We start from the raw sequence: 23,733 nt of genomic DNA on the forward strand, positions 1-23,733 counted from the left end.
GATCGAGCAGATGAACTGCCGTTGTTTAGTCAACTTCGTTGAAGACCGCATGGGATATGCGCGTGAGATACCTGTATCCCGGGATTCCATACGCATATCTTCCGTTTCCGTTCGAATAATTTTTGTGTCATTTCTCGAGGCGTTAGGTTATTAGTCCCGACCACTTTGCCAAAACGGTTTGAATCCAGCATCTCGAACTTGACATATCCGGCTGCTGGCAAGAATTTCACGCTGGTTAGAGGAGCATTAAGCGAAGCCGTATTATCCCAAACGTGTTCGAGCCAGAATGGCCACCCACCAGATTAAGTTTCACTCTGCGAAACAGTGTTTTGCTATACGGATATTCTCCAATCTTCAAAAAAATCCTGCTATTTTTAGGGTCGAACACCTTATTTTTTCCGCAAAGACCCTAATCGTTCGGATACTTGCTGCGCGGCCTTTACAATCTCTGGCCCTACTTCCATCGCTCGTTCCCGTGACAACCGGGCGGCTGGCGCTGATATGCCGATAGACGCCACAATATGGTTACGGCTGTCCACAATCGGGGCCGCAACACAGCGAGCCCCGACTTCCTGTTCCTCGTCATCGACCGCAAAGCCCAGTTGGCGGACCATGACCAATTCGTCCTCCAAGGCAGCCCAGTCAGTAATGGTATGAGCGGTATATGAGGTCAGCTGAGGATGTGCTCCCTTCATCCTTTGCACCAATTCCGGTCGATACGCCAACAGAGCTTTCCCCACTGCGGTACAATGAATCGGCGCACGACGACCGATGTTCAGTTGCATCCGCAAAAGATTGTAAGCATCTACGGTGGCGATATAGACCATATTCATCCCATCTTCCACCGCCAGGTTGACCGCTTCTCCCAGAAATTCTGCTAGCTGGTCCATCACCGGCTCAGCAGCCCGGTGTAGCGGCCAGGATCGAGTGGCGATTCCACCCATTTCCACCATCCGGATACCCACGCGATAACTGCCTTGTTCCCCATCCTGCTCTACGTAACCAAGTTCCATTAATGTATGCAACAAGCGGTAAACCGTGCTCTTATGCATACCCACCGCATCGGCCAATTGCCCGAGGGACATTTCGTTGTGTAGCACTAGCTTTTCCAATAGTCGAAATGCCCGTTCCACAGACTGCACCCGTACTTGCCCGTCTGATTCGGGAGGGAGTACCCCTAGTCCCACCGAACTCACCTCTAATTCCTTATGTCTCTATCTCGCTGATTTCATCCATCATACCGTAGCCGCCATCTTTAAAAAAGCAGCTTTGATACGGTCTTGATGGTTATGAGAGACTTAGGGGCACCTCTTAAGCATGAAACCAGGAAGTTCAGGTCGTTTCTGGTGATATAACCTCGTTACTAAGTTGTACTCACGGTATACATCAAGAAGACATCGAACTACGAGGCCACAGCCGTAGGCTATTCAGGTCCAACAAGCCAGACATCAGTCGAAGTAAGCTGCGGTGCTTCATTACGGGCTCGCCGCCACCGCGTCCCAATTAAGCCCACCAAAACCCAATTTCCACCGGGGCAGCCACACCTTCATCAACAGCAAGAGACGCATGAACGATACCAAAGGCCCGGTGACGGGTAAGGGAGGACCCGCCCATCGAGAAACCGGAAACAATAATAGAGGCGTTAATCCTAGGTGCTGAACCGAATTTAAGATTTGATGGAACACAAATTAATCCCCGGTTTAGAATATTCGGCGAATCTCTAAGCCTGTCTCCTACTCTTTGGGACAATTAACGAAAATTTTTATGCCGACCCCACAACATTCATGGGGATTGATGAAATCCATCTCCTGGGAATGATTAAGAGTAGTGCAAGTGCATAATCAGCGTACCATCCCTGAAACATATTGACTAATACCAAAACACAAAACAAACTATAAGTTTTCAGAAATATATCCGGTTACCACCATCTCGTGAGAAAAAACTCATTTCCACGATCCATAGCACATCGCTATTGGTGACCCTCACTGATGGCCAAATACCGAAAAGCAAAGGTCCAGGGCCGCCGACCTCCCTCGTTTGTGTTAAGATTCGAAAACTTTGACCTTCTCCCCTGTCTAGACGAAAGCTATCTTTACACGGCAAAAGCATCCCTCCGATGTCGCGGACGCTCCATTTAAGCTAGTTATGTCATCATGGGACGAATGATTATTCTTGGCGATCCCTTGAGATGAAAAATGGTGACACGTCACTATTTACACAGAACGAATTTGATAACGTTTTTAGCGTTTCGTCATGGACGTCATAGACACGTCTATCCCAGGCAAACCCTTAGGGCAATTGGGTTACGAGAATGTTCCTTCTGATAGGTTTTGTTCTGTTAGAACCTGTACGTATCATGAAGTTTTTATAATTACTTTTGTTTTTTGGTATTAGTCGACGGACTCCCTTGATGCTATCCTCAAATTGCAATCCTCGGGGAACCAGTATGACGCAACTATTGGTTAAAGGTGAAATTCAATGGCCAACAGATTATCTAAGTCTGGCAGGATGGAAATACCAAACTCAAGAGGCACATCTGCCGGCATTTATTCATCGCCTATCTCCTATCGATCACGGCAAAAACATCTTGACGATTTGAACTTGGTAAAGGAGGTTCTGGCCGTTGTCACGTTTATTTGATTCGATACCAGCATCTGCTCAGTCCACATTTGTCAAAGAAAAATTAGGAGCCTTATTGGAAGAGAGAACCTATAGTCGCGAGTTGCTTTGGACCTTGAAAGTCTACCTAGACAGCAATGGTCAGGCAGGAGAAGCAGCCAAACGTCTTTATGTTCATCGAAACACCCTAGCGTACCGGTTAGCCCGATTGCAAGAACTGCTGGGATGCGATCTCAAGAATTTGGACACCGTCACAGATTTACGATTGGCCCTAACCTTTTATTATAACGGAATCCAAGAGAACGGAGGAAAAGATGATGTCAAAATCGAGAAGACCACCCATATTTCTTAAATCATCCCCGAGAATCTGGGAAGAATGTACACAATGTTTCGGTTATGGTGAAGACATTTGTCAGGACTGTGAAGGCGAAGGATGTGTACACTGTGAGCACCGAGGCTACAGCGTCTGCCGAATTTGTCACGGCATGGGTGAAGTGCATATAGACGACATTACATGGATTGCCGTACAATCCTAGCAAAAATATCGCCATAACCAAAAAATCTCCTAAGTGGAGCATTATATATGCTTTAAGCCGCCAAATGGATAAGCCATGGCATTATCACCTTTGAAGAATTCTTTCACCTTTCGACCTCAATTTTTTCCGGTAGGTCTATCATCTTACCTAACTATTCCTCTAAATCGCCAGATGCTTTTAGCATGGGAATTATGGCTGATGATTTGATAGTCAAAGATGCGCACCGAGATCGCGGGGAATCAACTCAGCACAATACAGAGTCACCCTGGCATAAAACGTTGTGATGCATCGACATCACCCACCCAAGAACACATCTGCCGTTTAAATCCGCCACAACCTCAGAATCCCTGCAGTCAAAGAGTTGATGCGAGATTAGAAAAACCAACACAATATTTGTTCATCCCTCATATAGTCGATGTGACCTCTGGGATGTCATAAGCTGATAGCGACTCGCACATGATCCGATACTTCTGCCGCGTCCAGGGTACGATCATCCCCGAGGCTATGTCGCTGGTGAATTACCAACCAGGCTTTTTGTGCTTGATGTTCGCGGGCAGGCCGCAGTTGGGGCGTACGTGAGAAATGGCTGCATCTTCTCTTCCCCGATTTAACTAACGGGTAGGCAGCGCTCGATGTGAATTCTCGCCCAGTCTCATGCCTTAAGCACACGCTCTTCCGTCATTTGATGATCCCGTTTACCGGACGATTAGTCGGCGAAACGCGTCTAGAAGACTGATGAATAAATCCGCCATGGCCATCATGTTCTCCTTATGCAAACCATTGAAGGCGACTTCAAATGTTCTGTCTCCCAGTCAGCTAGCGAAAAGCCGTGGTCTCATGCGTCGCTTCGGTGATTTTTCAGTAGCATAGAGAGGCATGCATCAAAATTAGGAACATTCGCACCCCATGGTAAGTTTAGTAAAATTTTTGATATCATTTTTCATATGTGTATTTTCTCACTAATGATACATAGTAAAGCGAGGCCAAATTATGCTGATATCCTTACCGAGTTCTTCCTGTCAACAAATCCCGGATCAAGGTTCTGGACCAGATGCTCAGCAAAAGGAAGAATTTCTTTGCGCGCTCACCCAGCGTTTCGGTGAGCGTATCATCCGCGATGCCAGTCGCCTTTTAGCTTATAGTTATGATGCAACGTCGCAACGGCATAGGCCTGATGCAGCCTTTATTGCCGAGAACGAAGAAGAATTGCAATATGTGCTGCAAACGGCCAGCCATTATCACATGCCGGTTATTGCCCGGGGATCAGGAAGCAACATCAGTGGCGGCACGTTGCCCATCTCAGGAGGCATCGTCGTATCTTTAACGCATTTTAAAGAGATTAAATCTATTGACCTTCGAAGACGGCGAACGCACGTGGAACCTGGCGTTGTCAATGCCAGGTTACAAGAGGCATTAGAACCTTATGGCTTCTTCTTTCCTCCCGATCCCGCCAGTCACCGCATATCAACACTGGGAGGCAATGTTTCCGAGGGATCAGGAGGTCCCCACTGCGTCAAATATGGTACAACTAGCCACTATGTTACAGGAATTAAAGCTTTGCTTGCCGACGGAACACCCATCACTTGTCAAGAAAGTTTGTCGATTATAGATTGGCCTGGCTTGTTAACAGGCTCGGAGGGCATTTTGGCTATCATTACCGAAATAACGTTGCGAATATTGCCCAAAGCTCCTAACTCCGGAACACTACTTGCGGGATTTCGGTCTGTGATTGACGCCGTCTCGGCAGTGTCTGGGATTATTCAGGCACAAATGATTCCCTCTACCCTAGAGTTATTAGACAAAGCCACCTTAGATACCGTCAGACCGTTCATGGACGCAGGATATCCGGATTCAGATGCTGTGCTCCTTATTGAAGTCGATGGTTCGCCCTTATCCGTTCAAGCGCAAATTCAACGGCTCGTTGAAGTATTACAAAAATATCATGCCGATCCCGTGATCATTGCCGAAAACCCCGAACATGCTCATCAATTGATGGCAGCTAGACGATCGGCTTATGGAGCTGCCGCACGACTTGCATCCCATGTCTGGACGCAGGATGTGACCGTTCCCCGGCCCCTTTTAGCAGATATGATGAGTCATGTGCTGGCCATATCTCGCCGTTTCTCGCTGGTAATTAACACCGTGGCACATGCTGGCGATGGTAATTTGCATCCCTTGATTCCGTATCATCCGGATGATGCCGAGGAAGTGGCACGAATGAGGCAGGCCGATCACGCAATTTTGCAAAAAGCAGCGGAATTAGGCGGATCCATTACGGGAGAGCATGGCATTGGCATTGACAAACTGCATGAATTACCTCTTATGTATTCGGCCGACGAATTAGCCGCCATGTACGCCTTCAAAGTGGCCTTTGATCCCCATAATATCTTAAATCCCGGTAAGGCCGTTTATCCTGTTGAGGACATGTCTTATATTCCTGATATTGGCCCAGGGCCAGCAATCACGGGGCATGTTCAACCCCGCACAGTCGATGAACTGCGAGATACCATACGCGAAGCCTACATCCAAAAGGTTTGCCTTACCCTGGACAAGCATAGGGTGCATAAAGGCGCTTGCCGTGTAGATCTGAGTCATCTTCAAGATATCCTGGATTTTGATCCGGACAACATGACCATCACAGTGCAATCCGGGATGTCTTATGCAACCCTACAATCCCTTTTGGACAAATATCATCTGATGTTTCCGGTAATTCCTCTACAAAAAGACCAAACTCTTGGCAGTTTAGTTGCCGAAGGATTGCCCCATCTGGCGCATTTGGGCTATGGTCCCGTGAAAAACTGGATTCTTGGCCTATCTGTTGTCGACGGAACCGGTCGGCAGTTACAATTCGGCCGTAAGATTATGAAAAATGTCGCAGGATTGGATATGCCAAAACTATTTATTGGCTCCTTGGGCCAATTTGGTTTGATTACCACCGTGATCTTGCGTTTACTTCCCAAATTTTCCGAACAGGTTGTTTATATCATAGATCATCAGAACATGAGTCCAGAGCAATACGAAGCCTTGATTCGTGCTCTCCTAACAAGGGCTCCAGGACCCCAGGGTCTATGGACCATGGAACATCATCTTGCTATCTATGTGGATGGACATGATTTTCCCAGCCAACACCAATATATCGAACAGGTATGCGATCATATTCGTATTCCTTATGAGCGTCATGATGCCTCAGATGTTCTCGCCCAAACACACTCAACACTGCAAACACTCTTTGATCATGCCCGGCGCGACCATTCAGGATATGTATTTGGAGTGGGACCATTACCCCATTCTATTACCCCTGCATTTCACGCCCTCGATGACAGTTTATGGATTATGCCAAAAGAACCCGAAAATGCCCCCCAACGGCTGCAGCTTCACGGCTGCCGCGTGTTGAATCACAAAGGTTGGCAAGTTATCAACCTTCCTGATCCATCCTTGATTGAGATCACCCAGCGCCTTAAACAATATTTCGATCCCCACAACATATTTGGAAAGCCATAATATGCTAATTGTGTTATAGATAAACCGTTGAAATCCGATCCACCGCAACAAAATCTGTTGCAGATCGACTGTAGGGGACAAACGGAATCGCTATCCATTAAGCATTGCGGCAATCTTTCACGAACAGCCGTTTTCGCGTGAATTGACCATACCCGAGACTTCAGGGAACAGCGGATGCGACCGATCTGGCGGTCAAAGGTGCCATTCGCTTAACCCCTTTGGGCTATCGTCTACGAAGGAGAATGCACAGGTATAGAGTTCAAGCTATCGAGTAGGAAAAGAGGACGCGCTATGCTAATCATTGCAGACGATTTAAGTGGAGCATTAGATACCGGTGTCATTTTTTCGGGGTTGACTCCGACAAAGGTTGTTCTTAAATTACCTAAACATCTTTTCGACGGGCCCTCCGTCCTCGCCTGGACAACCGAATCGCGTCATCTCCCTGCTGATGAAGCCCGGCGCAATCTGCAACAGGTCCTCCCCTATCCCCTTAAGATCCGGCCTCTATACAAAAAAGTGGATGCAACGCTCCGTGGACCCGTCGGAGCTGAAATCGAAACCTTGTTGCATCTGACGGGGATGAAAACCGCCGTGCTCTGTCCATCATTTCCCACGGTCAACAAAATTGTAAAAGACGGACATCTTTATGTGGATGGGAAACCGTTGGAAACCACAGCACTGGGTACGGATCCGCGAAATCCGTTGCGCACCGGCGACATTCAGGCTCTCTTGCGAGAAACCACTACACTCAGGGCGGAATACGTTTCCTTAAACACATTACGCCATCACCCTGAACATGTGCATCAGAGCATCACTCGTCACTCGACTGGGCAAATTGTTGTGGTCGATGCAGAAACCGATGACGACTTAGCACAGATTGCGAAGATTTTATCGAAACATCCGAACGTTTTACCGTGTGGTTCGTTGGCTCTTGCCCTACAATTGCGCCCCTATCTTGTTCAATCTCAGACTTTAACCGTGCCAGTAACAGCCAAGGCCGATAAGGCGCTCATAATGAGTGCCAGCTTGCATCCTGCAACTCAACAACAAATTAACTATTTTCGGACCCGTTTCCCGGACCACTTTTGGGAGATAGACAGTACCTTACTTTCACACCATACGCCGGAACTGATTAACACCGTAACACTTAGGCTTATCGATTGGTTTTCGACCTCACATTTTGCCCTGCTCTCCGTCAGTCCGGAGCCCCGCATTGATCCCAATGCCGTAACCGCATTTCTTGGACAGCTTGCTCAGCGACTTATCAATGACATGAAGGGGGTGTTTGCGCTGGCCGCAACGGGAGGAGATATGACATCTGCATTGTGCCGTGCTTTAGGAATAACCGAATTGGAGCCCGTGATGCAATGGGAACCCGGCATTGTGCAAAGCCGAATGCTTTTTCGTAAGAGCCCATGGACATTGGTGTCCAAATCCGGCAGTTATGGTTCTGCCCCATTTTTTATCGACTTTGTTCGGCGCTTGCTATAGCATACTGATAAGAAAACACAGCGCAAGATGTCACAACACGCAATTATTCATCGTAAGTATCGTCATCGATAAAGGAGAGCAGCATGTCAGCATATCTATTGCAAACAGCCATGATTACCCCATTAACAAGCGATGGCCATCTCGATACTCTGGCCCTCAAACGATTAATTCAGCGCATTTTGGCAGCTCAACACATTGGTCTATCCATTTTAGGTTCGACCGGAGAAGGCGCAAGTCTTTCCCTGTCCTTAAGACGGCAAGTGCGGGAAGCCGTTTTGGAACGTGTAAACGGCCAACAACCGGTATATTCCGGTATAGTGGGAACCGTTCAAGAGGATATCGTCAAGGACTTGGATGCATGCCGCGACCTGCCATTAGCAGGGCTTTTGATTCCCCCGCCCTCTTATTATCCGATGACTGCGAGAGATCTCGAGGTCTTTTATTTGTCTTTAGCTGATCGGTCTCCCTTTCCCATCATGCTCTATAATATTCCCCCCTACACGAAAATCAGCATTCCGGTAGAGGTCGTTGCCAAATTATCCACCCATCCTCATATTATGGGTATTAAGGACAGTAGTCGTGATTTCGACTACTTCCTGAGGGTTTTGCACCGTACTCGCGATATACCCGACTTTAAAGTATTAATCGGGACGGAAACACTCGTCCTTCCCGCCTTAGCCGTGGGAGGACATGGCGCCGTAGTCGGGTCAGGCAATATTGTGCCCCAATGGATCGTGGAACTCGCGGAGCATGTGGCCCATAACCGCTGGCCAGAGGCACGCCAGTTAGAATACCAACTCATCGATTTAGCAACGGCCCTGCGCCAAACCGATGGGGTCCGAGGTTTTAAATTTGCCACTGCCGCCATTGATCACCATCTGGGTTATTTAATGGCGCCTTATCAACCGCTACCCCAAGATGCTCCCGCTGCTCTGGCCATTCGCGATGTTCTTAAGCGGTATCACCTGATTTCGGAGTGATCACGGAACGCGCAGAATCTAGATCATGAGCATGGAGAGCAAGCCCACGAGCATCTCGTGGGCTTGCTTATGCACTCGTAAATGCTTTGGTGAATGTTTCAGGCGAGATTTATTCTTCGAATGTCCACCATTGGCGAGCGAGATTCTCAATGAGTTCGGGATACTGCCAACCGAAAACTTGGGCCGCATAAGCCACCAGACTTTGGGCTTGTTCCCGGCCCGGACGATTTCCCCCTGCCAAATCGGGGACAAAATTCGCGTCAAAAATCCGAAACTGCCCTGTTGCATCTTGACGAAAATCCACCGTAATCACACTGCGGCTCTGTACTAAATCGGCAAGTTTCATCGCTTGGGCGGCGGCCTCGCGAACCGTCACCTCATCCGTTGGTTCAAACGGTTCGACAGTCTCTAATAGCGGCAAATCCGGTGGCAAGACGTGATCGACGTGATGGATGCGGTGAACTGGCGGCAACGCCCAATATCGTGTCTTTTGAATCTCCGTTTCGTCAATCTGATAATCGCCTGGGGGAAATACCACGATGGTAATTTCCTCTCCGGGCAAGAAAGCTTGAATCATGACTTCATCACCCGCAATGGAACGGTCCCAATGTTCAACAATATCCATTAACTCTTCACGGTTATGAACAAGCCGCACATTGCGTCGACCATAGCCGCGAACTGGTTTGACAATTAAAGGAAAATCCATACCATAGGGAGCTGAATAAATATCGAATTGGCTAATAATGTCTTTGGCATCTGCGGAAGTTGCTAAAGGCATCACAATGCCACCATGTTGAATAACATTATGGGAAAAAGCTTTGCTTTCTAATGGGTCAATTAGCACGGGCATTTGCCCCGTAATCCCCATCCCTTCTTCCAGTCGCGATGATAATGGATGCTCTGTATCCATGGGCACATATGGCCATAAAATACGGGCACCTTGACTGAGCGCCTGGTTGATACCGTCATTGGTATCCGGGAAACTCCATTGATATGCGTCATGTGGATCCGGTGTAGCGGCGGGCGTAATAATGGGAACATGACGTTCTTGGAGAGCGTAAGCTATATCCGCCGTTGTTTCCCGGGCTTGTGGTGGTTGTCGCAGGATCGACTGTGTCTCTTGTTCGGCAGGATACAATACCGCAATGGGACCGAGCCATTCTTTCATAACTTGTCCTCCTCATTGAATTCATCGTTAAAAATCCCATCTATCGTATCATTCCTCCCCTATGACTTAAAGCGACACCTTGTTAAGGTGAGTGTCCCAACAGGTACACCTCGCAATGTCACAATAGCCTAGCAAATATTCCTGTTCTGTCACAGTACAGTCATCTTTACTATAATAGGTTTCGGAAACTAAGAAGAGATTGACGGAAACTTATGATTTCACTTTGCCCTGTTCAATCTATTCTATCTAAGGTTGAATTATCAGGAGGTCATGATGAAACCCTTTGAGGGACTTCGCATTATTGACTTAACGCGCATTCTCAGTGGTCCTTATTGTACTATGTACTTCGCCGATTTAGGCGCAGAGGTCATTAAAATCGAACCCCCTCAGGGCGATGATACCCGGCACTGGGGCCCCCCATTTATTGACGGCGAAAGCACCTATTTTCTCAGCATCAACCGCAATAAACGCAGCGTCGTTCTCGATTTACGAACCGATACCGATCGCGCGCATCTATCCGAGCTCATACGCCATGCCGATATCGTCGTTGAAAATTTTCGACCCGGAACACTCGAACGCTTGGGGTTGGGTTTTCAGACCCTCAGGGAACTTAATCCCCAAATTATTCTCGCATCGATTTCCGGGTTCGGCCAAAGCGGACCATATGCTCAAGATCCAGGCTATGACGTCATAGCCCAGGGTATGGGAGGGCTGATGGCGATCACTGGAGAAATCGGAGGGCCACCGATGAAAGCGGGGTTTTCTTTAGCCGATATTAGTGCAGGAATGTGGGCCATTATCGGGATCCTCACCGCGTTACATCGACGAGTCACTTGCCCCGAACCTCAGTGGATTGACATCTCCTTGTTGGAATCGATGATGGCTTTTCAAACCTATCTTGCGACTAATTATTTCGCCACGGGCCAAGATCCCCGTCCCATGGGCAATGCGCATCCTAGCATTTGTCCCTATCAAACGTTTCCCGCACAAGATGGCTATTTTAATCTCGCTGTGGGCAATGAAAAATTGTGGCAAAAGTTCTGCCAAGTTATCAATCATCCCGAATGGCAGGATGATAATAGGTTTCGTACCAATGTCGACCGGGTAGAACATCGTGAAGAACTGGTCAACGCCTTAGAGTTAATTTTTCGGGAGAGGTCCGTAAATACGTGGGTCGATCTATTTCGAGAATCTGGAATTCCCGCCGGCCCTATTTATCATCTCTCCGATTTATATCATGATCCCCACGTCACAGAGCGTCATGCGCTTTTCCCGATTGAGCATCCTGTAGTGGGCCAAATTTTGCAAGTTGCATCCCCTGTGCGATTTTTGGCCGGACCGGATTCGTCACCCAATTGCAATCCCCCGCCCTTGCTCGGAGAGCACACGCAAATGATTTTGGAACAATTCGGCCTGAAATCATCTTCGCCTCGGACCAGTACCAAGAATCACCTCTCAGATTAGTCATCAGATCGCGTTGGCACCAAAATTTGATTGTCCTCGGATTGCAAAACCATCATCGTAAGATTATCCACCAAATGAATCGGATGACAAAAACGCGCGATAACGTATCTAATCACGGTTAACCTCTTTAACCCAACCACTTGCGTGGACGCTACATAAAATGTCATAGTAGTAAACATATAATTTAGGACAGTAATGCAATAAAGTGCATTGTCCTCAATATTCAGAGCGTTGAGAAGAGAGGATGCGAGCGAATGACCGTGACAGCCGTTGTTGGGGCTAATTGGGGCGATGAAGGTAAAGGCAAGATTACCGATTATTTAGCACGAGATATGGATTTCGTAGTGCGTTTCCAAGGAGGAAGTAATGCAGGTCACACAATTCTGAACGAATTTGGAAAATTTGCTCTGCATATGTTGCCATCGGGTGTGTTTTATCCGCATGTCCATAATGTTCTCGGACCAGGAGTCGCTTTGAATATTGTAGGACTGGCCAAGGAACTTCAATATCTTAAAGACCACGGACTTGTTCCCTCATTCTTCCATATCTCTGACCGGGCCCAAGTCGTTCTTCCCGTTCACATCTTGCTAGACCAAGCCGAAGAAATGCGTCTCGGCGCCAATCAGTTTGGTTCCACTCGTTCAGGAATCGCCCCATTTTATGCGGATAAATTTCTTAAAATCGGGGTACAAGTCGCTGATCTGTTTTTTAAGGATCGATTACGACAGCGTATTGAACGCAATTTAGCGTTAAAGAATTTCTTATTACCGACGGCTTACCAACTGCCCATTCAAGATCCGCTTGAAATCACAGAAATCGTGTCGCATTATGCCGACGTCATAGCGCCTTTCGTTTGTGATACCACGTTGCTGCTGCACGACGCGTTAAAGAACAACCAAGGAATTTTGTTAGAAGGCCAACTCGGTGCATTGCGCGATCCCGATCATGGTATCTATCCTTTCACAACATCATCATCGCCGTTGGCCGGCTTTGCGAGTGTAGGAGCTGGAATTCCGCCTTACGCGATCAGAAGAATTATCGCCGTGACCAAAGCCTATTCGACATGTGTGGGAGCCGGGCCATTTGTGACCGAATTGATGGGCCCCGAATCCAATGCGCTACGGGAACGAGGCGGCGACGCCGGTGAGTACGGAGCAACCACAGGACGCCCTCGCCGCGTTGGCTGGTTTGATGCCGTCGCTACACGCTATGGGTGCATGATCCAAGGGGCTACGGAAGTCGCCCTCACAAATTTAGATGTCCTAAGTTATCGTGAAGAAATTCCCATTGCTACGGCATACACTTTAGGCGACAAGACCACGACACAATTTCCGCCAACGGCCGAACTGTCCCAAGCACAGCCTGTGTTCGAAGTGATGCCTGGGTGGAGAACAGATATTACAAGCATTCAACACTACGAGGATTTGCCTCCCTCCGCAAGACAATATGTAGAGAGAATTGAAACACTGATTGACACGAAAATTCGCTACATCTCCGTCGGTCCCCAGCGAAAGCAAATCGTTATAAAGCCGTAATTCGGAAATTCTCACGTTTTTCTAGACGTTTGTTCTCACTTAGGCAAAGGAAGTACGTGGTCAAATGGCTTATAGGCTGTGTCAAGCAATCCGTCAGTTAATCGCTCCCGAAAAAGTCTTGATTCACGCCGCTTACATCGGAACCCTGCCTAAAAAGTGGTATCCTCACCATTCTCTCATTGGCAGAATGATACAATAAGACTGTAGGTGTTGGGGAGAGATATCTCAAGGAGGGATCGTGAATGAAATTCACGTTTAACGATGACACCATTTTTGATTTTGATCGGCTCGATGCAGGTATCCAGGATTTGTTACACCGCTTTATTCCCTTTGCATCCTTTTCACAAGACACGCTGGGAAAACTTGATGATTTCACATTAAGATCCATGTTGAGACGTCTAACGGCCCGTCGGGATACCCTCAATGACGCCATTGATATGATCCAGCAAGAACTCACTAGACGCCAAAGCCCTGCAGATAGTGAACCCCCTGCTACGCTTTAATTGTCCAGCCAACAAGCTAAACGGCCGAACCGGCTGTTTAGCTTGATATGACTTGGCTTCTTTCCTTCCACCATGCCTCGGCTCGTTGCATCAAGTGGACAACAACATCGTGAGCCGATTCACGTCCTTGAACAAATTGCACACTTTCCCCAGCATAAATCGGAATCGTTTCGGGATCATGAGACTGGAGTCCCTGTGTTAATTCATTGGCCGCATCATCTGTAATGTTTTGAGATAGCCATCGACGGACAAACTTATTATTCAGTACACGCCCCGGATATCTACCGGGCCAGGGGGCATGAAGAATTTGGTCATAGAGACGGGTGACGACGGTATCTTCGGCATGACTTGCGATGAGATAGGAGATAGCCGTGTCGACTAACAGGGATTCTTGGCACGCTGCAAACCGGGTTCCCATCCAGACTCCTTCCGCCCCCGCCATGAAAGCCGCACAAATGCCTTGAGGTGTCGCGATACCTCCAGCCGCTAAAACGGGAACGTTCATCACGGGAACAACACTTTGTAAGAGCGTAAGGGTCGACAATTCCCCGGTGTGTCCTCCGGCTTCTCGCCCCTGAACCACCACCGCGTCAACTCCGGATTCCTCGGCTCTTTGGGCATCCTCAAGACTATTCACTTGCGTGACAACAACTGCCCCAGCTTCATGGATCCGAGCAACGTACGGCTTCACAGACCCAAAGGAAATCGAAACCAAAAAAGGTTGAAGCCGTAAAGTCTCCTCCAATATTTCTGGACGGCGTGCCAGGTCCCATTCAATAAATCCCACACCAAAATTCAATCCCGATGCGATCTTGGCCACTTCGGTTCTAAGCCAATGGTCATCCTGGCCCGGTCCTACGGCGATCATCCCCAAAGCCCCCACAGAACTTACAGCAGAGGCTAACGCTCCCCCAGATACCCCCAACATGGGAGCAGCAATGATGGGATAACGTAAATGCCATTGTTGGGTAATCTTCGTGGAAATCATATGACCAGCCTCCTTTCCCTACTCGATGACATTTCTATCGGAATAGATTATGGGAATCGTCATCGTTCGTGGTATTCTTTGACATAAGACTAGCACTAAGAGAAGGTAAAATACCACTTTCATTCGGTTTTGCCAAAGGAATACGGTGAGCTGATTGGCGAAGCATATCTTTGAAATGGTTGATCAATGCTGCGATATGTTGAATAACTGTCCATATCGTAGGTGCGTTCGCTACCCAGTCAATCAATCCACGTCCCGATAAATAGGGGGCCAAGATCTTTTCGCAAAGGGTCCGAGGGCATTATCCTGATCCCCTATAATGTGAAAAATGAAGGACATCACATAACACGGCTCTATCCGACGTCGACCATCAATATACCAAGGACATATGATACGCATAGAGAAAAACCAAGCGGATAAAGAAAGGAATAAAGAGATGCCACGACATTTAGTCATTGGAAATGGACACATTGCTATCGGATTTGATGATACCGCACAAATTCGCGACATCTATTATCCCTATGTGGGTGAGCTCAACCACGTAGGGGGGCACCGCTGTGCCATTGGCGTGTGGGTTGACGGTCAATTTTCGTGGTGGCGCGATCCTGAATGGCAATTTGATCTTGGTTACCATGAAAAATCTCTGGTCACCAATATCCGCGCAACACATCCTGGCATGGAGTTAAGCATCACATCAGAAGATGCGGTCCATCAACGTCTTAACGTGTATCTTAAACGGATGACTATTACTAACCTTGCCCCTGAAGGGCGCGAAGTTCGCGTCTTTTTCAATAATGATTTAATGATTTCGGAAACAGAGGTCGGTGACACCGCGGTGTATGATCCCGAGCGTCACGTCATTTATCATTATAAGCGCGGCACTTACTTCTTGTTTAATGGTGCCACCGAAGGCACCAGGTTGTTCCAGTATTCTACGGGCGTTAAGCGGTTCAATCACAGTGAAGGAACGTGGCGAGATGCAGAAGATGGAGAACTCATGGAAAATCCCATTGCCCAAGGATCAGTCGACAGTGTGATCAGTTTTCGATTGTTTCTTAAACCCGGAGAAACCCAGCTCTTAAATTATTGGATGGCCATTGGTTCAACGCTTGACGAAGTCACCGATCTTGACGAATATGTTAAGGATAGTGGGGTTAATATGCTCCTTGATCGGGTGATTGTCTATTGGCAACGCTGGGCAGAAAAATCCGGCACATGGTTCGCAGACTTACCCTCTCGAGTGCGTGACCTCTTTTATATGAGCTTATTAATGGTGCGCGTCCACACCGATGCCAATGGTGCGATCGTGGCTGCTTTGGACTCCGATATTCTGCAGTACAACCGGGATCACTATAATTACGTCTGGCCACGTGACGGGGCACTGGCGGCCATTACCATGTCGGAAGCAGGTTACCATGGAATGGTCCGTCCCTTCTTCCGGTTTTGTGCGGATGCTCTTACCGACGAAGGATATTTGCGACACAAATACAATCCGGATGGAACTGTCGGTTCGAGTTGGCATCCTTACGTGGTCCAAAAAGAACGGCGCTTACCTATCCAAGAGGACGAAACCGGTCTGACCCTTATCGCGCTCTGGCGGGACTTTGTGCATCACCAAGAAATCGACTTTCCCCAGTCCGTTTATGACACCCTTATCCGGCCCGCTGCTGCGTTTTTGGCTCGCTATATTGATAATGCTCTTGAGTTGCCCAAACCCAGTTATGATCTGTGGGAAGAACGCTACGGCATTTTTACGTTTACAAGTAGTGCGGTCTATGGGGGCCTAATTGCCGCCGCCAACTTCTTCCGCCTCTATGGCAACGATTACCTTAGTGAGCGTTACCATAAAACTGCGCAAATGGTTAAACGCGGTATCCTATCCCGGCTTTACGATCAAGAACGGGGCATTTTTGTTAGAGGATTAGTTCGGGAAAATGGCCGCTGGGTTTTTGATAAGACCATTGATAGCAGTGTCTTTGGTTTATGGGCGTTTGATGTATTGCCGGCCGATGATGAGCGAATCGTTCGCACTATGGAAGCCGTTGAATCGACATTAACCGTCAAAACGGAGGTAGGGGGCATTGGACGATATGAAGGCGATAGCTATTTTCGCTCTGGAGACGATGACGCTCCCATTAATCCCTGGTTCATCTCCACATTATGGGTCGCGGATTGGAAAATTGCCAAGGCTCGTACCATTGGCGACTTACGGGCTCCCCGTGAGACTTTGATTTGGGTTGCCAATCATGCGCTTCCCAGTGGCCTGCTCCCTGAACAGTTGCATCCCCTCACCGGTGAAGCTTTGTCTGTCTCTCCGTTAACCTGGTCTCACGCCGCGCTAGCCTCGACCGTTTTACATTATATTGACCGTTACCGCTCACTCGTAAACGCCAGTTTTTAGTGATAACCTCGGGGTATAATAAATAATTATCGCGATTTTCCGAAAGGATCGATATCATGCTCACACGTCCAAACTGGCAATATCTTTTAGTTGCCGCCATCCTAGGAATTATTCAGTTCCTCATCGGTTTAGCTGCACCCTTTCATACCATTGTAATCAGTTACATATTGGATTTCTTAATTCTTGTTGTCGCCTTTATCGCAGGGCAGCATGCTAAAATTTCCTCGGGTCATCCGGGATGGTTTGCCTCCGCAACCGGAGCTATTTATGGATTCTTGGCTGGGATCACGCCGTTCTTTGTGACCATCACAGCAAACGATTTGAAGCGACAATTGCATCACCATGTGGTCTCTTCCGCGCAACTCCAACAAATTGTGAAAATCGCCAATTCGCCGGTCGCACATTTTACAGATTGGCTATTATCGGTTTTAACCTACGGGATTCTCACACTCATTATTGGTTCCATTGGCGGACTGGTCATCAAAAAGCCGAGTGATCGCGATGCCATTTAACCCTGTAGCGACTTCATCCGAACCTTTGGTTCGTCTCAGCCACGTTGATAAAGTGTATCACCGTGGCACAGAAAACGTGATTGCTCTTCATGATGTGTCTTTTGCTATTTCCTATGGAACTGTAGCGGTGGTTTTAGGCCCCTCAGGCGGAGGTAAGTCGACCCTATTGCATATTCTGGGCGGCATGGATCGACCTACCTCTGGCGATGTCATGATATCAGGCCAGGATATCAGTCACTGGTCGTCAGACGAGTTAGCCAAATACCGACGGGAAACCATTGGATTTATCTTTCAATCCTTTCATCTCATTGCCAATATGACCGCTTTAGAAAACGTCGAGTTACCGTTGATGCTGGCTGGTGTCTCTAAAGAAGATCGCCGTCGCCGTGCTATCGAACTGCTAAACCGCGTGGGACTCGGTGATCGGTGGGACCATAAACCTGGCGAGCTCTCTGGCGGACAAGCCCAGCGCGTCGCCATCGCCCGGGCACTGGCAGCCAATCCTCCGCTCATCCTTGCCGATGAACCGACGGGCAATTTGGATAGTACCAGCGGTCAAGAAATTATGGATCTTCTCACGTCTTTGGCTCATGAGGACGGTCATTGTGTGGTAATTGTGACGCACAATGAAGAATTTGTTCGGTATGCCGATCGAATTCTACGCATCCGTGACGGTATCGTTCATGAAGAAATCCGCCATGACAACATTTCATCTTCAAACATTCAACCTGAAACACTGGGCCATATACGTTTATGGACGTTATATCAGTTAGCATGGCATTCTCTTGTCAAACGCTTAACCCGGGGACTATTAACGGGATTAGGGATAGCCATAGGTGTTGCGGCGATGGTATTGCTCATTGGTCTAGGAACAGGATTAAAGTCGAATGTCGTTCAGGGAATTGTTTCATTGGGACCCTTAACCGCGATCAATGTCTCACCCCATGGCAATAAAGCCGGTTCAGGACCCTTTGGACCTCAAGTTGTTTCCGGCCCGTCTCATGCGATTACCGCTCATACATTGTATCAGTTTGCCCATTTGCCTGGGGCACGAGCGGCCTATATCAATGCGACCTTTTTAACGGGCGTTACTTATCACGGACGATCTACCACTGCCGCCCTCAATCCCCTGCCCCCAGGTAACTTATGGTCCATTTCAGGGGTTCTCCCGACGGTTGTGCAAGGTCATTTATCCAATGCCTCTCGGCATATCGTGATTCCCTTGAGCGTTGCCAAAGCGCTTATAGGCGGCCGTCATCCCCATATTAGGCAACTGTTGGACAAACCCATCATCCTCCATATCGAAACCATGAGTGGTGGACTTTTTGCAGGAGAGGGCTTATCCGGTCCCGTTCATCCCCTGCCCCCACAACAGGTCATAATTACTGGATTTGTGAACTCCGGGATTGGATACGTTTCTTACCCTACAGCCCTCAACTGGATTCAGAGTTTTGCCGCCAATCCTCACGATGTGCATTATCCCGGCGCAACCGTTCTCGCTAACAGTTTGTCCCAAGTTCCATCTTTAGCCAACCGTATCGACGCCATGGGCTACAGCACAACCACGCTCCAACAGGCTCTTCGTTCCATCAACAAAAGTTTCAGCCTTATAGAAACCGGTTTAGGTGCCGTCGGAGGCATTGCCTTAGTCGTAGCTGGACTCATGATTGGAGTTGTCATGAGTATGGCGGTATTAGAACGACGGCGTGAAATTGGCATATTACGCGCCATAGGCGCTAGACGCCGCGATATTTCTCGCTTATTTTTACTCGAAGCCTTATCTATCGGGCTGATAGGCGCAATCGTGGGCATTGCTTTGGGAGGCGGTGTCGGTGCTATCATCAATGTATTAGTCAAGCAAAATAGTCAAGTCAGCCACGGGATTTTTAGTTTGCCCCTATGGCTTGGCGGGCTCGGGCTCTTATTTGGCGGCGGTGTCTCCATTGTTGCCGGCGCCATTCCTGCTTCCCATGCAGCATCGTTAAATCCCGTTGATGCTCTGCGCCAAGAATAATTACGAAAGGTCGTAATCTCAAGCTGCCTCTTTTTAGACACTAGAGGCAGCTTCCATCTGAAAACCTTCTCGTAATCCAGTGCGCTTACTTAATAGATTGCCAATTCTCATCCAGCAGATTGCTTCATGGCTCTTACCTCCAAGAGCCATGCTCCCCTGTGCGATCACTTCAACCGCGCGACAACGCTAGCCTCCCCCATTTCCTGGCCGTTCACTTCACATGATGATTGCCCATTAAGATAGCGGCTCGTGATTACCAAAATGGGCCGTCAGGCAGACCTTCAGGTCTGGGGATATCAGACGCAACGACCAAGGGGCTTGATGCTCCGCAAGTCGTTCAGGATTGTGGTTTAGCGAAAATGGTGCCATCCTATAGGGCTGAGCCCTAGCGACCCAGACGTATCAAACCCAAGGTCAGGACCTCACCCGCTTGCAGTTGGACAAACGGCTCACAGCCCTCAAGCTAAGGTGAGCCCCTTTGTTCAGACAAATTTTTGGGCCCTAAAGTGTGAGACTGTTCCTCCTTTTTTGGTCTTATTTTGGTGAATTACTCTGGGGATGCGTCGGCATCCACCGAGTCCCAGTTTTCGGGTTGTTCTCTTCGATTCCACGAATCGGCGCCGCAAAGGGGCTGATGGTTGAAGGATGCTGATGATACTGCTCTGCCGGCGTGCAGTACTCTAACGCGTGATGCAGACGTTCTTCATTGTAAAAGGTGAAATACCGGGTCAGGCCCCGATAGGCATCACGTGGTGAGGCATAATCGTGGAGATCGACTTCTTCGTACTTGACGAAACGCCAGAGCCGCTCGGTAAAGATATTGTCGAATGCCCGTCCGCGGGGATCCATACTGATTTTCACTTCTTGATCCAGTAAGAGAGCGGTATAAGTCGGATGCCTAAAATGGCTTCCTTGGTCATGATTCCCAATCGTGGGCACGGCCATCGTGAGCGCCCGCTGCGCGGCCGTCATCACAAAAGATCATGCCAACGTCTCAGACAATCCCCAGGTGACCACATAGCGCAAGTACCCATCGATCATCGCGACAAGATACAGCCAGCCTTGCCGCAGTCGACTAGAGGTGATGTCGATTCCCCACACATGATGGGGATAAGCCGGAATAACTTCCTTTAACAAGTAGGGATAGATCGGATGTTTGGCATGCGGCCTACTCGTGCGCAGTCCGGGAGACAGACCCCAAATTCCCATGTCGCGCATATCGTGCGGTATCCGTTTGCGATTGACGGCATGGCCTTCCTGCTGCAATCGCGCCGTCATCCGCCGCAATCCGTAAAAGGGTCGATCCGTATCAATGTCATCGATACGGTGTTTCCACATCACTTCCACGGGATCCGGCCCGACGGCCCGGTAGTACAGGCTCAAACGATTCAGACTCAAGAGTTGGGTTTGCACAGTGCGGGGTAAAACCGCCGCATCTCCATCCAGCAACGCCTTTCGCTCAACGCGAGACAGGGTCGAGGCCAGATTTTGTTGAGCCATTCGACCTGCGTGGAGAGCTTGCCAATTTCGGCAAATGTCCCGGCCGCATCGCCCACATAGTATCAAGCGTTGACAAGTCTTGAGGGCTCGGGCCAGCCAATATTTCGGAATAGATGAAAGGGGCGACCACCCATGGCCACGACGGATCGGCCCATCGTCTTGTGAAACATAAGTTGATTTTTTAGACAAAATGAGGAATTCTAGAAATTGAGTATCCGCGTTGGCTCCCCCATTTGATAATTTCGTTAGAAGGTGCGAATATGGCGGTAGGAGAAATCGAGTGCAAGTCTATTTTAACGAAGTCAAAATTACCGGACGCCGATTATGTGATTAACCCTTATGTTGGCTGTCAATTCGGTTGCTCTTATTGTTACGCCAGTTTTATGGGACGCTTTAATGGCCATTCCATCGAAGACTGGGGAAACTACATCTATGCAAAAATCAACGCACCGGTAGTACTGAAGCGCGAGTTCAGGAAAATTAGTGGCACGAAGAAAAAAATACTCCTTAGCTCAGTTACCGATCCCTATCAAGGGGCCGAGGCCCACTACCATTTGACTCGGCAGTCGTTGCAAATCTTTGCAGCCGAACAGTACTCGGGTCCAGTTAGCATTCTTACAAAATCCCCTTTGGTTCTTAAAGATGTAAGCATCCTCAGGCAGATTCCTGACGTTGAAGTTGGAATGACGGTAACGAGCACAGATGACAGCGTTAGCAGATCACTAGAGGATCAGGCCCCCGTTGTGAGCACACGACTAAAAACCCTAGGAAAACTTCACGATGCCGGGATCAAAACGTATGCGTTCGTCGGGCCGATTTTCCCCCATTTATTTTTGAGGGTGGAGAAGCTCGAATCGTTATTTCAGCAACTTGCCGAAGTCGGGGTATCTCAGGTATTTGCCGAGCACGTCAACATGTCGGCATATATTCTGAAACGACTTGCCCCTGCCATCGACCGCGATCCGAGTGTCGCGGAGTTCTATCGTACCCCAGACAAATTAAAGACCTTGACAAAAAAAATTGATGCTCTGGTGTATGATTTGGTGAAAAAATACGGGCTCCAACTTCGACTCAACCAACCCCTTCACCATAGCGATTTACCAAAGAACACCTAAAGAGGCGTGCTATCGTCGGTGGTGGGGAGTTGTAAGAAAATCACCATGATAATATTGATCCGCAAGATTATCGCATAAAAGTTTATGCCCATAGACGGGGAACATGGAGCTCATGAACAGAGGCAAAAGCATTACAAGCAGCGAATATGCCATGCTACTAAGGGTCAGTGACAACAGCGTCCACATGAACGACTGGTTACTTAAAACCGCACGGTACGACCCCGACCTGCTTTGTGATACCCTGTTTTCTCCGACGCGAGACGGTATCCATCGCAAAGCGCTCAAACCATATGTAATGGTTATTCCAGCAAACATTCCAAATGAAAATCGAGGCATCGGCAAAAAGAACGCTAAAGCCAACAAAGGTGCAACTCCGCCCGCCAAATTAATTACCATGCGTAAAGCGCTGTATATTTCTGTTCTGTTCTTTGGAGTTGTGTTTTCCAGTAGGGCTTTACTCTCTGCCGGATAGGCTACTCCAGAGAAAAAGGAGGCGGCACATAAGCCCCCGATCGCCATAATGCTCGATGTCGTCGCAGCCATGATGAAGTCCCCCATTCCAGCGCCAAAGAATCCCAGGCTCATGACCCAGCGCGATGGGGTACGATTGCCCCACCAGCCACCAACCACCGTTCCTAACATATTTGCGAGTGGTCGTGCTCCTAAGATACTACCGATTACTGCAGTACTAACGTGATTGCGTAGTAGATACAACGCCAAAAATGGGTATATAGAGTAAAAAGCCAGGTTAATAAGGAATTGGCCCACTATGATAGTCCATACGGCAGGTACCATGCTTTTGAGGGTCAGCAACAACTGTCTCATGACGATCACCGATTAACTAAAAACGTAGGCGTAAGTCCGAATCATCTCTATTCCTCGACGTTGCTTAGGCCCAGGAGCCCCTGGACCATAGTCGATAAAGCGCAATCCGTGACGGAATCCGAACTGAATTGGCGCATGATATCCGACTGAAAAGTATGTGCCGTATCGATCGAGTTCGTAATTTCGGCTTAACATTTTCAGATGCAACACGCCACCACATAAAGAGAGAAGGACAATAAATCAGAGTCCTGAACAGCCGTGAAAAGTCCAGCAGCATGCCCATAAGTCGCGTCGAGATGCTTGGCAAATGACTCAAGAACGCGTGGGTCAACCTTTGTGCCGTATTTTTCGAACACGTTGGCACCGAGAACACCGATTTCTAACGAATGATATGCACTTATGGGCTGTTGCTCGATCTTTACACCCCACCGGCGAAGAGTCCGTTCTTCGACGACAAAGGAGCGCCGAGCGTTTCTGGATAGCGAAGTGCGGTATCCCATCTAAAGATCCGTAAGATTCGAGGTCTAATACGCCGTATAACTTGTGGGGCATTACGTGGACGGGTACGTCAGGTTCGAAGG

At 48.5% G+C, this 23,733-nt stretch carries 17 protein-coding genes and 2 pseudogenes; 12 read left to right on the top strand and 7 right to left on the bottom strand.

The window, feature by feature from the left end; genetic code table 11:
* Positions 1-389: 389 nt before the first annotated feature.
* Together AOA63_RS06710 and AOA63_RS06715 are read right to left on the bottom strand one after the other, a co-directional pair.
* Positions 390-1,196, bottom strand: coding sequence for an IclR family transcriptional regulator (locus AOA63_RS06710; RefSeq protein ID WP_053958978.1), 807 nt, complete (start codon positions 1,194-1,196; stop codon positions 390-392).
* A gap of 279 nt (positions 1,197-1,475) precedes the next feature.
* The gene (locus tag AOA63_RS06715; protein WP_053958979.1) at positions 1,476-1,685 is read right to left on the bottom strand and encodes a hypothetical protein; all 210 of its coding nucleotides are present in this window, start codon (positions 1,683-1,685) and stop codon (positions 1,476-1,478) included.
* A gap of 761 nt (positions 1,686-2,446) precedes the next feature.
* Here AOA63_RS06715 and AOA63_RS19730 point away from each other — a divergent pair.
* From AOA63_RS19730 to AOA63_RS06730, 3 genes are all read left to right on the top strand, one after another.
* Positions 2,447-2,599, top strand: coding sequence for a hypothetical protein (locus AOA63_RS19730; RefSeq protein ID WP_171822637.1), 153 nt, complete (start codon positions 2,447-2,449; stop codon positions 2,597-2,599).
* 24 nt (positions 2,600-2,623) lie between these two features.
* Positions 2,624-2,971, top strand: a complete 348-nt coding sequence (locus AOA63_RS06720; RefSeq protein WP_053958980.1) for a PucR family transcriptional regulator — start codon at positions 2,624-2,626, stop codon at positions 2,969-2,971.
* A gap of 1,174 nt (positions 2,972-4,145) precedes the next feature.
* Positions 4,146-6,656 carry an FAD-binding oxidoreductase gene (locus AOA63_RS06730; RefSeq protein WP_053958982.1) on the top strand — a complete coding sequence of 837 codons (2,511 nt, stop codon included), beginning with the start codon at positions 4,146-4,148 and terminating at the stop codon, positions 6,654-6,656.
* A gap of 21 nt (positions 6,657-6,677) precedes the next feature.
* Here the strand turns inward: AOA63_RS06730 and AOA63_RS20560 are convergent.
* Positions 6,678-6,737 (bottom strand): annotated as a pseudogene (locus tag AOA63_RS20560) (hypothetical protein); the annotation flags it as partial.
* A 210-nt stretch (positions 6,738-6,947) separates the two neighbouring features.
* Between AOA63_RS20560 and AOA63_RS06735 the strand changes: the two are divergent.
* Positions 6,948-8,147, top strand: a complete 1,200-nt coding sequence (locus AOA63_RS06735; RefSeq protein WP_053958983.1) for a four-carbon acid sugar kinase family protein — start codon at positions 6,948-6,950, stop codon at positions 8,145-8,147.
* 83 nt (positions 8,148-8,230) lie between these two features.
* A complete protein-coding gene (locus AOA63_RS06740; protein WP_053958984.1) occupies positions 8,231-9,127 on the top strand; it encodes a dihydrodipicolinate synthase family protein in 897 nt (298 codons plus the stop codon).
* Positions 9,128-9,236: 109 nt separating this feature from the next.
* On the opposite strand, the gene AOA63_RS06745 is transcribed toward AOA63_RS06740, so the two are convergent.
* A complete protein-coding gene (locus AOA63_RS06745; RefSeq protein WP_053958985.1) occupies positions 9,237-10,295 on the bottom strand; it encodes a hypothetical protein in 1,059 nt (352 codons plus the stop codon).
* Between the two features lie 270 nt (positions 10,296-10,565).
* Between AOA63_RS06745 and AOA63_RS06750 the strand changes: the two genes are divergently transcribed.
* The 3 genes from AOA63_RS06750 to AOA63_RS06760 all read left to right on the top strand — a co-directional run bounded on the left by AOA63_RS06750 (position 10,566) and on the right by AOA63_RS06760 (position 13,797).
* Entirely contained in the window at positions 10,566-11,759 is a 1,194-nt protein-coding gene (locus AOA63_RS06750; protein ID WP_242848286.1) for a CaiB/BaiF CoA transferase family protein, read from the top strand.
* Between the two features lie 254 nt (positions 11,760-12,013).
* Complete coding sequence (locus tag AOA63_RS06755; protein ID WP_053958987.1) at positions 12,014-13,294, top strand: adenylosuccinate synthase; 1,281 nt, start codon at positions 12,014-12,016, stop codon at positions 13,292-13,294.
* Between the two features lie 242 nt (positions 13,295-13,536).
* A complete protein-coding gene (locus AOA63_RS06760; RefSeq protein WP_053958988.1) occupies positions 13,537-13,797 on the top strand; it encodes a hypothetical protein in 261 nt (86 codons plus the stop codon).
* 37 nt (positions 13,798-13,834) lie between these two features.
* On the opposite strand, the gene AOA63_RS06765 is transcribed toward AOA63_RS06760, so the two are convergent.
* On the bottom strand, positions 13,835-14,785 hold the full coding sequence (locus AOA63_RS06765) for an NAD(P)H-dependent flavin oxidoreductase (protein WP_053958989.1): 951 nt from the start codon (positions 14,783-14,785) through the stop codon (positions 13,835-13,837).
* Between the two features lie 436 nt (positions 14,786-15,221).
* Here AOA63_RS06765 and AOA63_RS06770 point away from each other — a divergent pair, with 436 nt between their 5' ends.
* The 3 genes from AOA63_RS06770 to AOA63_RS06780 are packed head-to-tail and all read left to right on the top strand — an operon-like array spanning position 15,222 to position 19,712.
* On the top strand, positions 15,222-17,186 hold the full coding sequence (locus tag AOA63_RS06770) for a glycoside hydrolase family 15 protein (RefSeq protein WP_053958990.1): 1,965 nt from the start codon (positions 15,222-15,224) through the stop codon (positions 17,184-17,186).
* A gap of 56 nt (positions 17,187-17,242) precedes the next feature.
* On the top strand, positions 17,243-17,698 hold the full coding sequence (locus AOA63_RS06775; RefSeq protein ID WP_053958991.1) for a hypothetical protein: 456 nt from the start codon (positions 17,243-17,245) through the stop codon (positions 17,696-17,698).
* On the top strand, positions 17,643-19,712 hold the full coding sequence (locus AOA63_RS06780; protein ID WP_242848287.1) for an ABC transporter ATP-binding protein/permease: 2,070 nt from the start codon (positions 17,643-17,645) through the stop codon (positions 19,710-19,712). Before AOA63_RS06775 ends, AOA63_RS06780 begins: the two co-directional genes overlap by 56 nt.
* 636 nt (positions 19,713-20,348) lie before the next feature.
* On the opposite strand, the pseudogene AOA63_RS20190 reads toward AOA63_RS06780, so the two are convergent.
* Positions 20,349-21,247 (bottom strand): annotated as a pseudogene (locus tag AOA63_RS20190) (IS3 family transposase); the annotation flags it as partial.
* 225 nt (positions 21,248-21,472) lie between these two features.
* Between AOA63_RS20190 and AOA63_RS06795 the strand changes: the two are divergent.
* Positions 21,473-22,327, top strand: a complete 855-nt coding sequence (locus AOA63_RS06795; RefSeq protein ID WP_053958994.1) for an SPL family radical SAM protein — start codon at positions 21,473-21,475, stop codon at positions 22,325-22,327.
* Between the two features lie 9 nt (positions 22,328-22,336).
* Here the strand turns inward: AOA63_RS06795 and AOA63_RS20565 are convergent, their stop codons facing one another.
* Complete coding sequence (locus tag AOA63_RS20565; protein ID WP_082343811.1) at positions 22,337-23,152, bottom strand: MFS transporter; 816 nt, start codon at positions 23,150-23,152, stop codon at positions 22,337-22,339.
* Between the last annotated feature and the right edge of the window lie 581 nt (positions 23,153-23,733).

This window comes from Sulfobacillus thermosulfidooxidans (genome assembly GCF_001280565.1).
In the GTDB taxonomy this organism is placed as follows: Bacteria; Bacillota; Sulfobacillia; order Sulfobacillales; family Sulfobacillaceae; genus Sulfobacillus; species Sulfobacillus thermosulfidooxidans_A.

Excerpts from the sequence above, each read along its gene's own strand:
- AOA63_RS06760 (WP_053958988.1), top strand. The coding sequence starts at position 13,537 with ATGAAATTCACGTTTAACGATGACACCATTTTTGATTTTGATCGGCTC.
- AOA63_RS06765 (WP_053958989.1), bottom strand. The coding sequence starts at position 14,785 with ATGATTTCCACGAAGATTACCCAACAATGGCATTTACGTTATCCCATC.
- AOA63_RS06745 (WP_053958985.1), bottom strand. The coding sequence starts at position 10,295 with ATGAAAGAATGGCTCGGTCCCATTGCGGTATTGTATCCTGCCGAACAA.
- AOA63_RS06740 (WP_053958984.1), top strand. The coding sequence starts at position 8,231 with ATGTCAGCATATCTATTGCAAACAGCCATGATTACCCCATTAACAAGC.
- AOA63_RS06775 (WP_053958991.1), top strand. The coding sequence starts at position 17,243 with ATGCTCACACGTCCAAACTGGCAATATCTTTTAGTTGCCGCCATCCTA.
- AOA63_RS06795 (WP_053958994.1), top strand. The coding sequence starts at position 21,473 with ATGGCGGTAGGAGAAATCGAGTGCAAGTCTATTTTAACGAAGTCAAAA.
- AOA63_RS06735 (WP_053958983.1), top strand. The coding sequence starts at position 6,948 with ATGCTAATCATTGCAGACGATTTAAGTGGAGCATTAGATACCGGTGTC.
- AOA63_RS20565 (WP_082343811.1), bottom strand. The coding sequence starts at position 23,152 with ATGAGACAGTTGTTGCTGACCCTCAAAAGCATGGTACCTGCCGTATGG.
- AOA63_RS06750 (WP_242848286.1), top strand. The coding sequence starts at position 10,566 with ATGATGAAACCCTTTGAGGGACTTCGCATTATTGACTTAACGCGCATT.
- AOA63_RS19730 (WP_171822637.1), top strand. The coding sequence starts at position 2,447 with ATGACGCAACTATTGGTTAAAGGTGAAATTCAATGGCCAACAGATTAT.
- AOA63_RS06730 (WP_053958982.1), top strand. The coding sequence starts at position 4,146 with ATGCTGATATCCTTACCGAGTTCTTCCTGTCAACAAATCCCGGATCAA.
- AOA63_RS06770 (WP_053958990.1), top strand. The coding sequence starts at position 15,222 with ATGCCACGACATTTAGTCATTGGAAATGGACACATTGCTATCGGATTT.
- AOA63_RS06755 (WP_053958987.1), top strand. The coding sequence starts at position 12,014 with ATGACCGTGACAGCCGTTGTTGGGGCTAATTGGGGCGATGAAGGTAAA.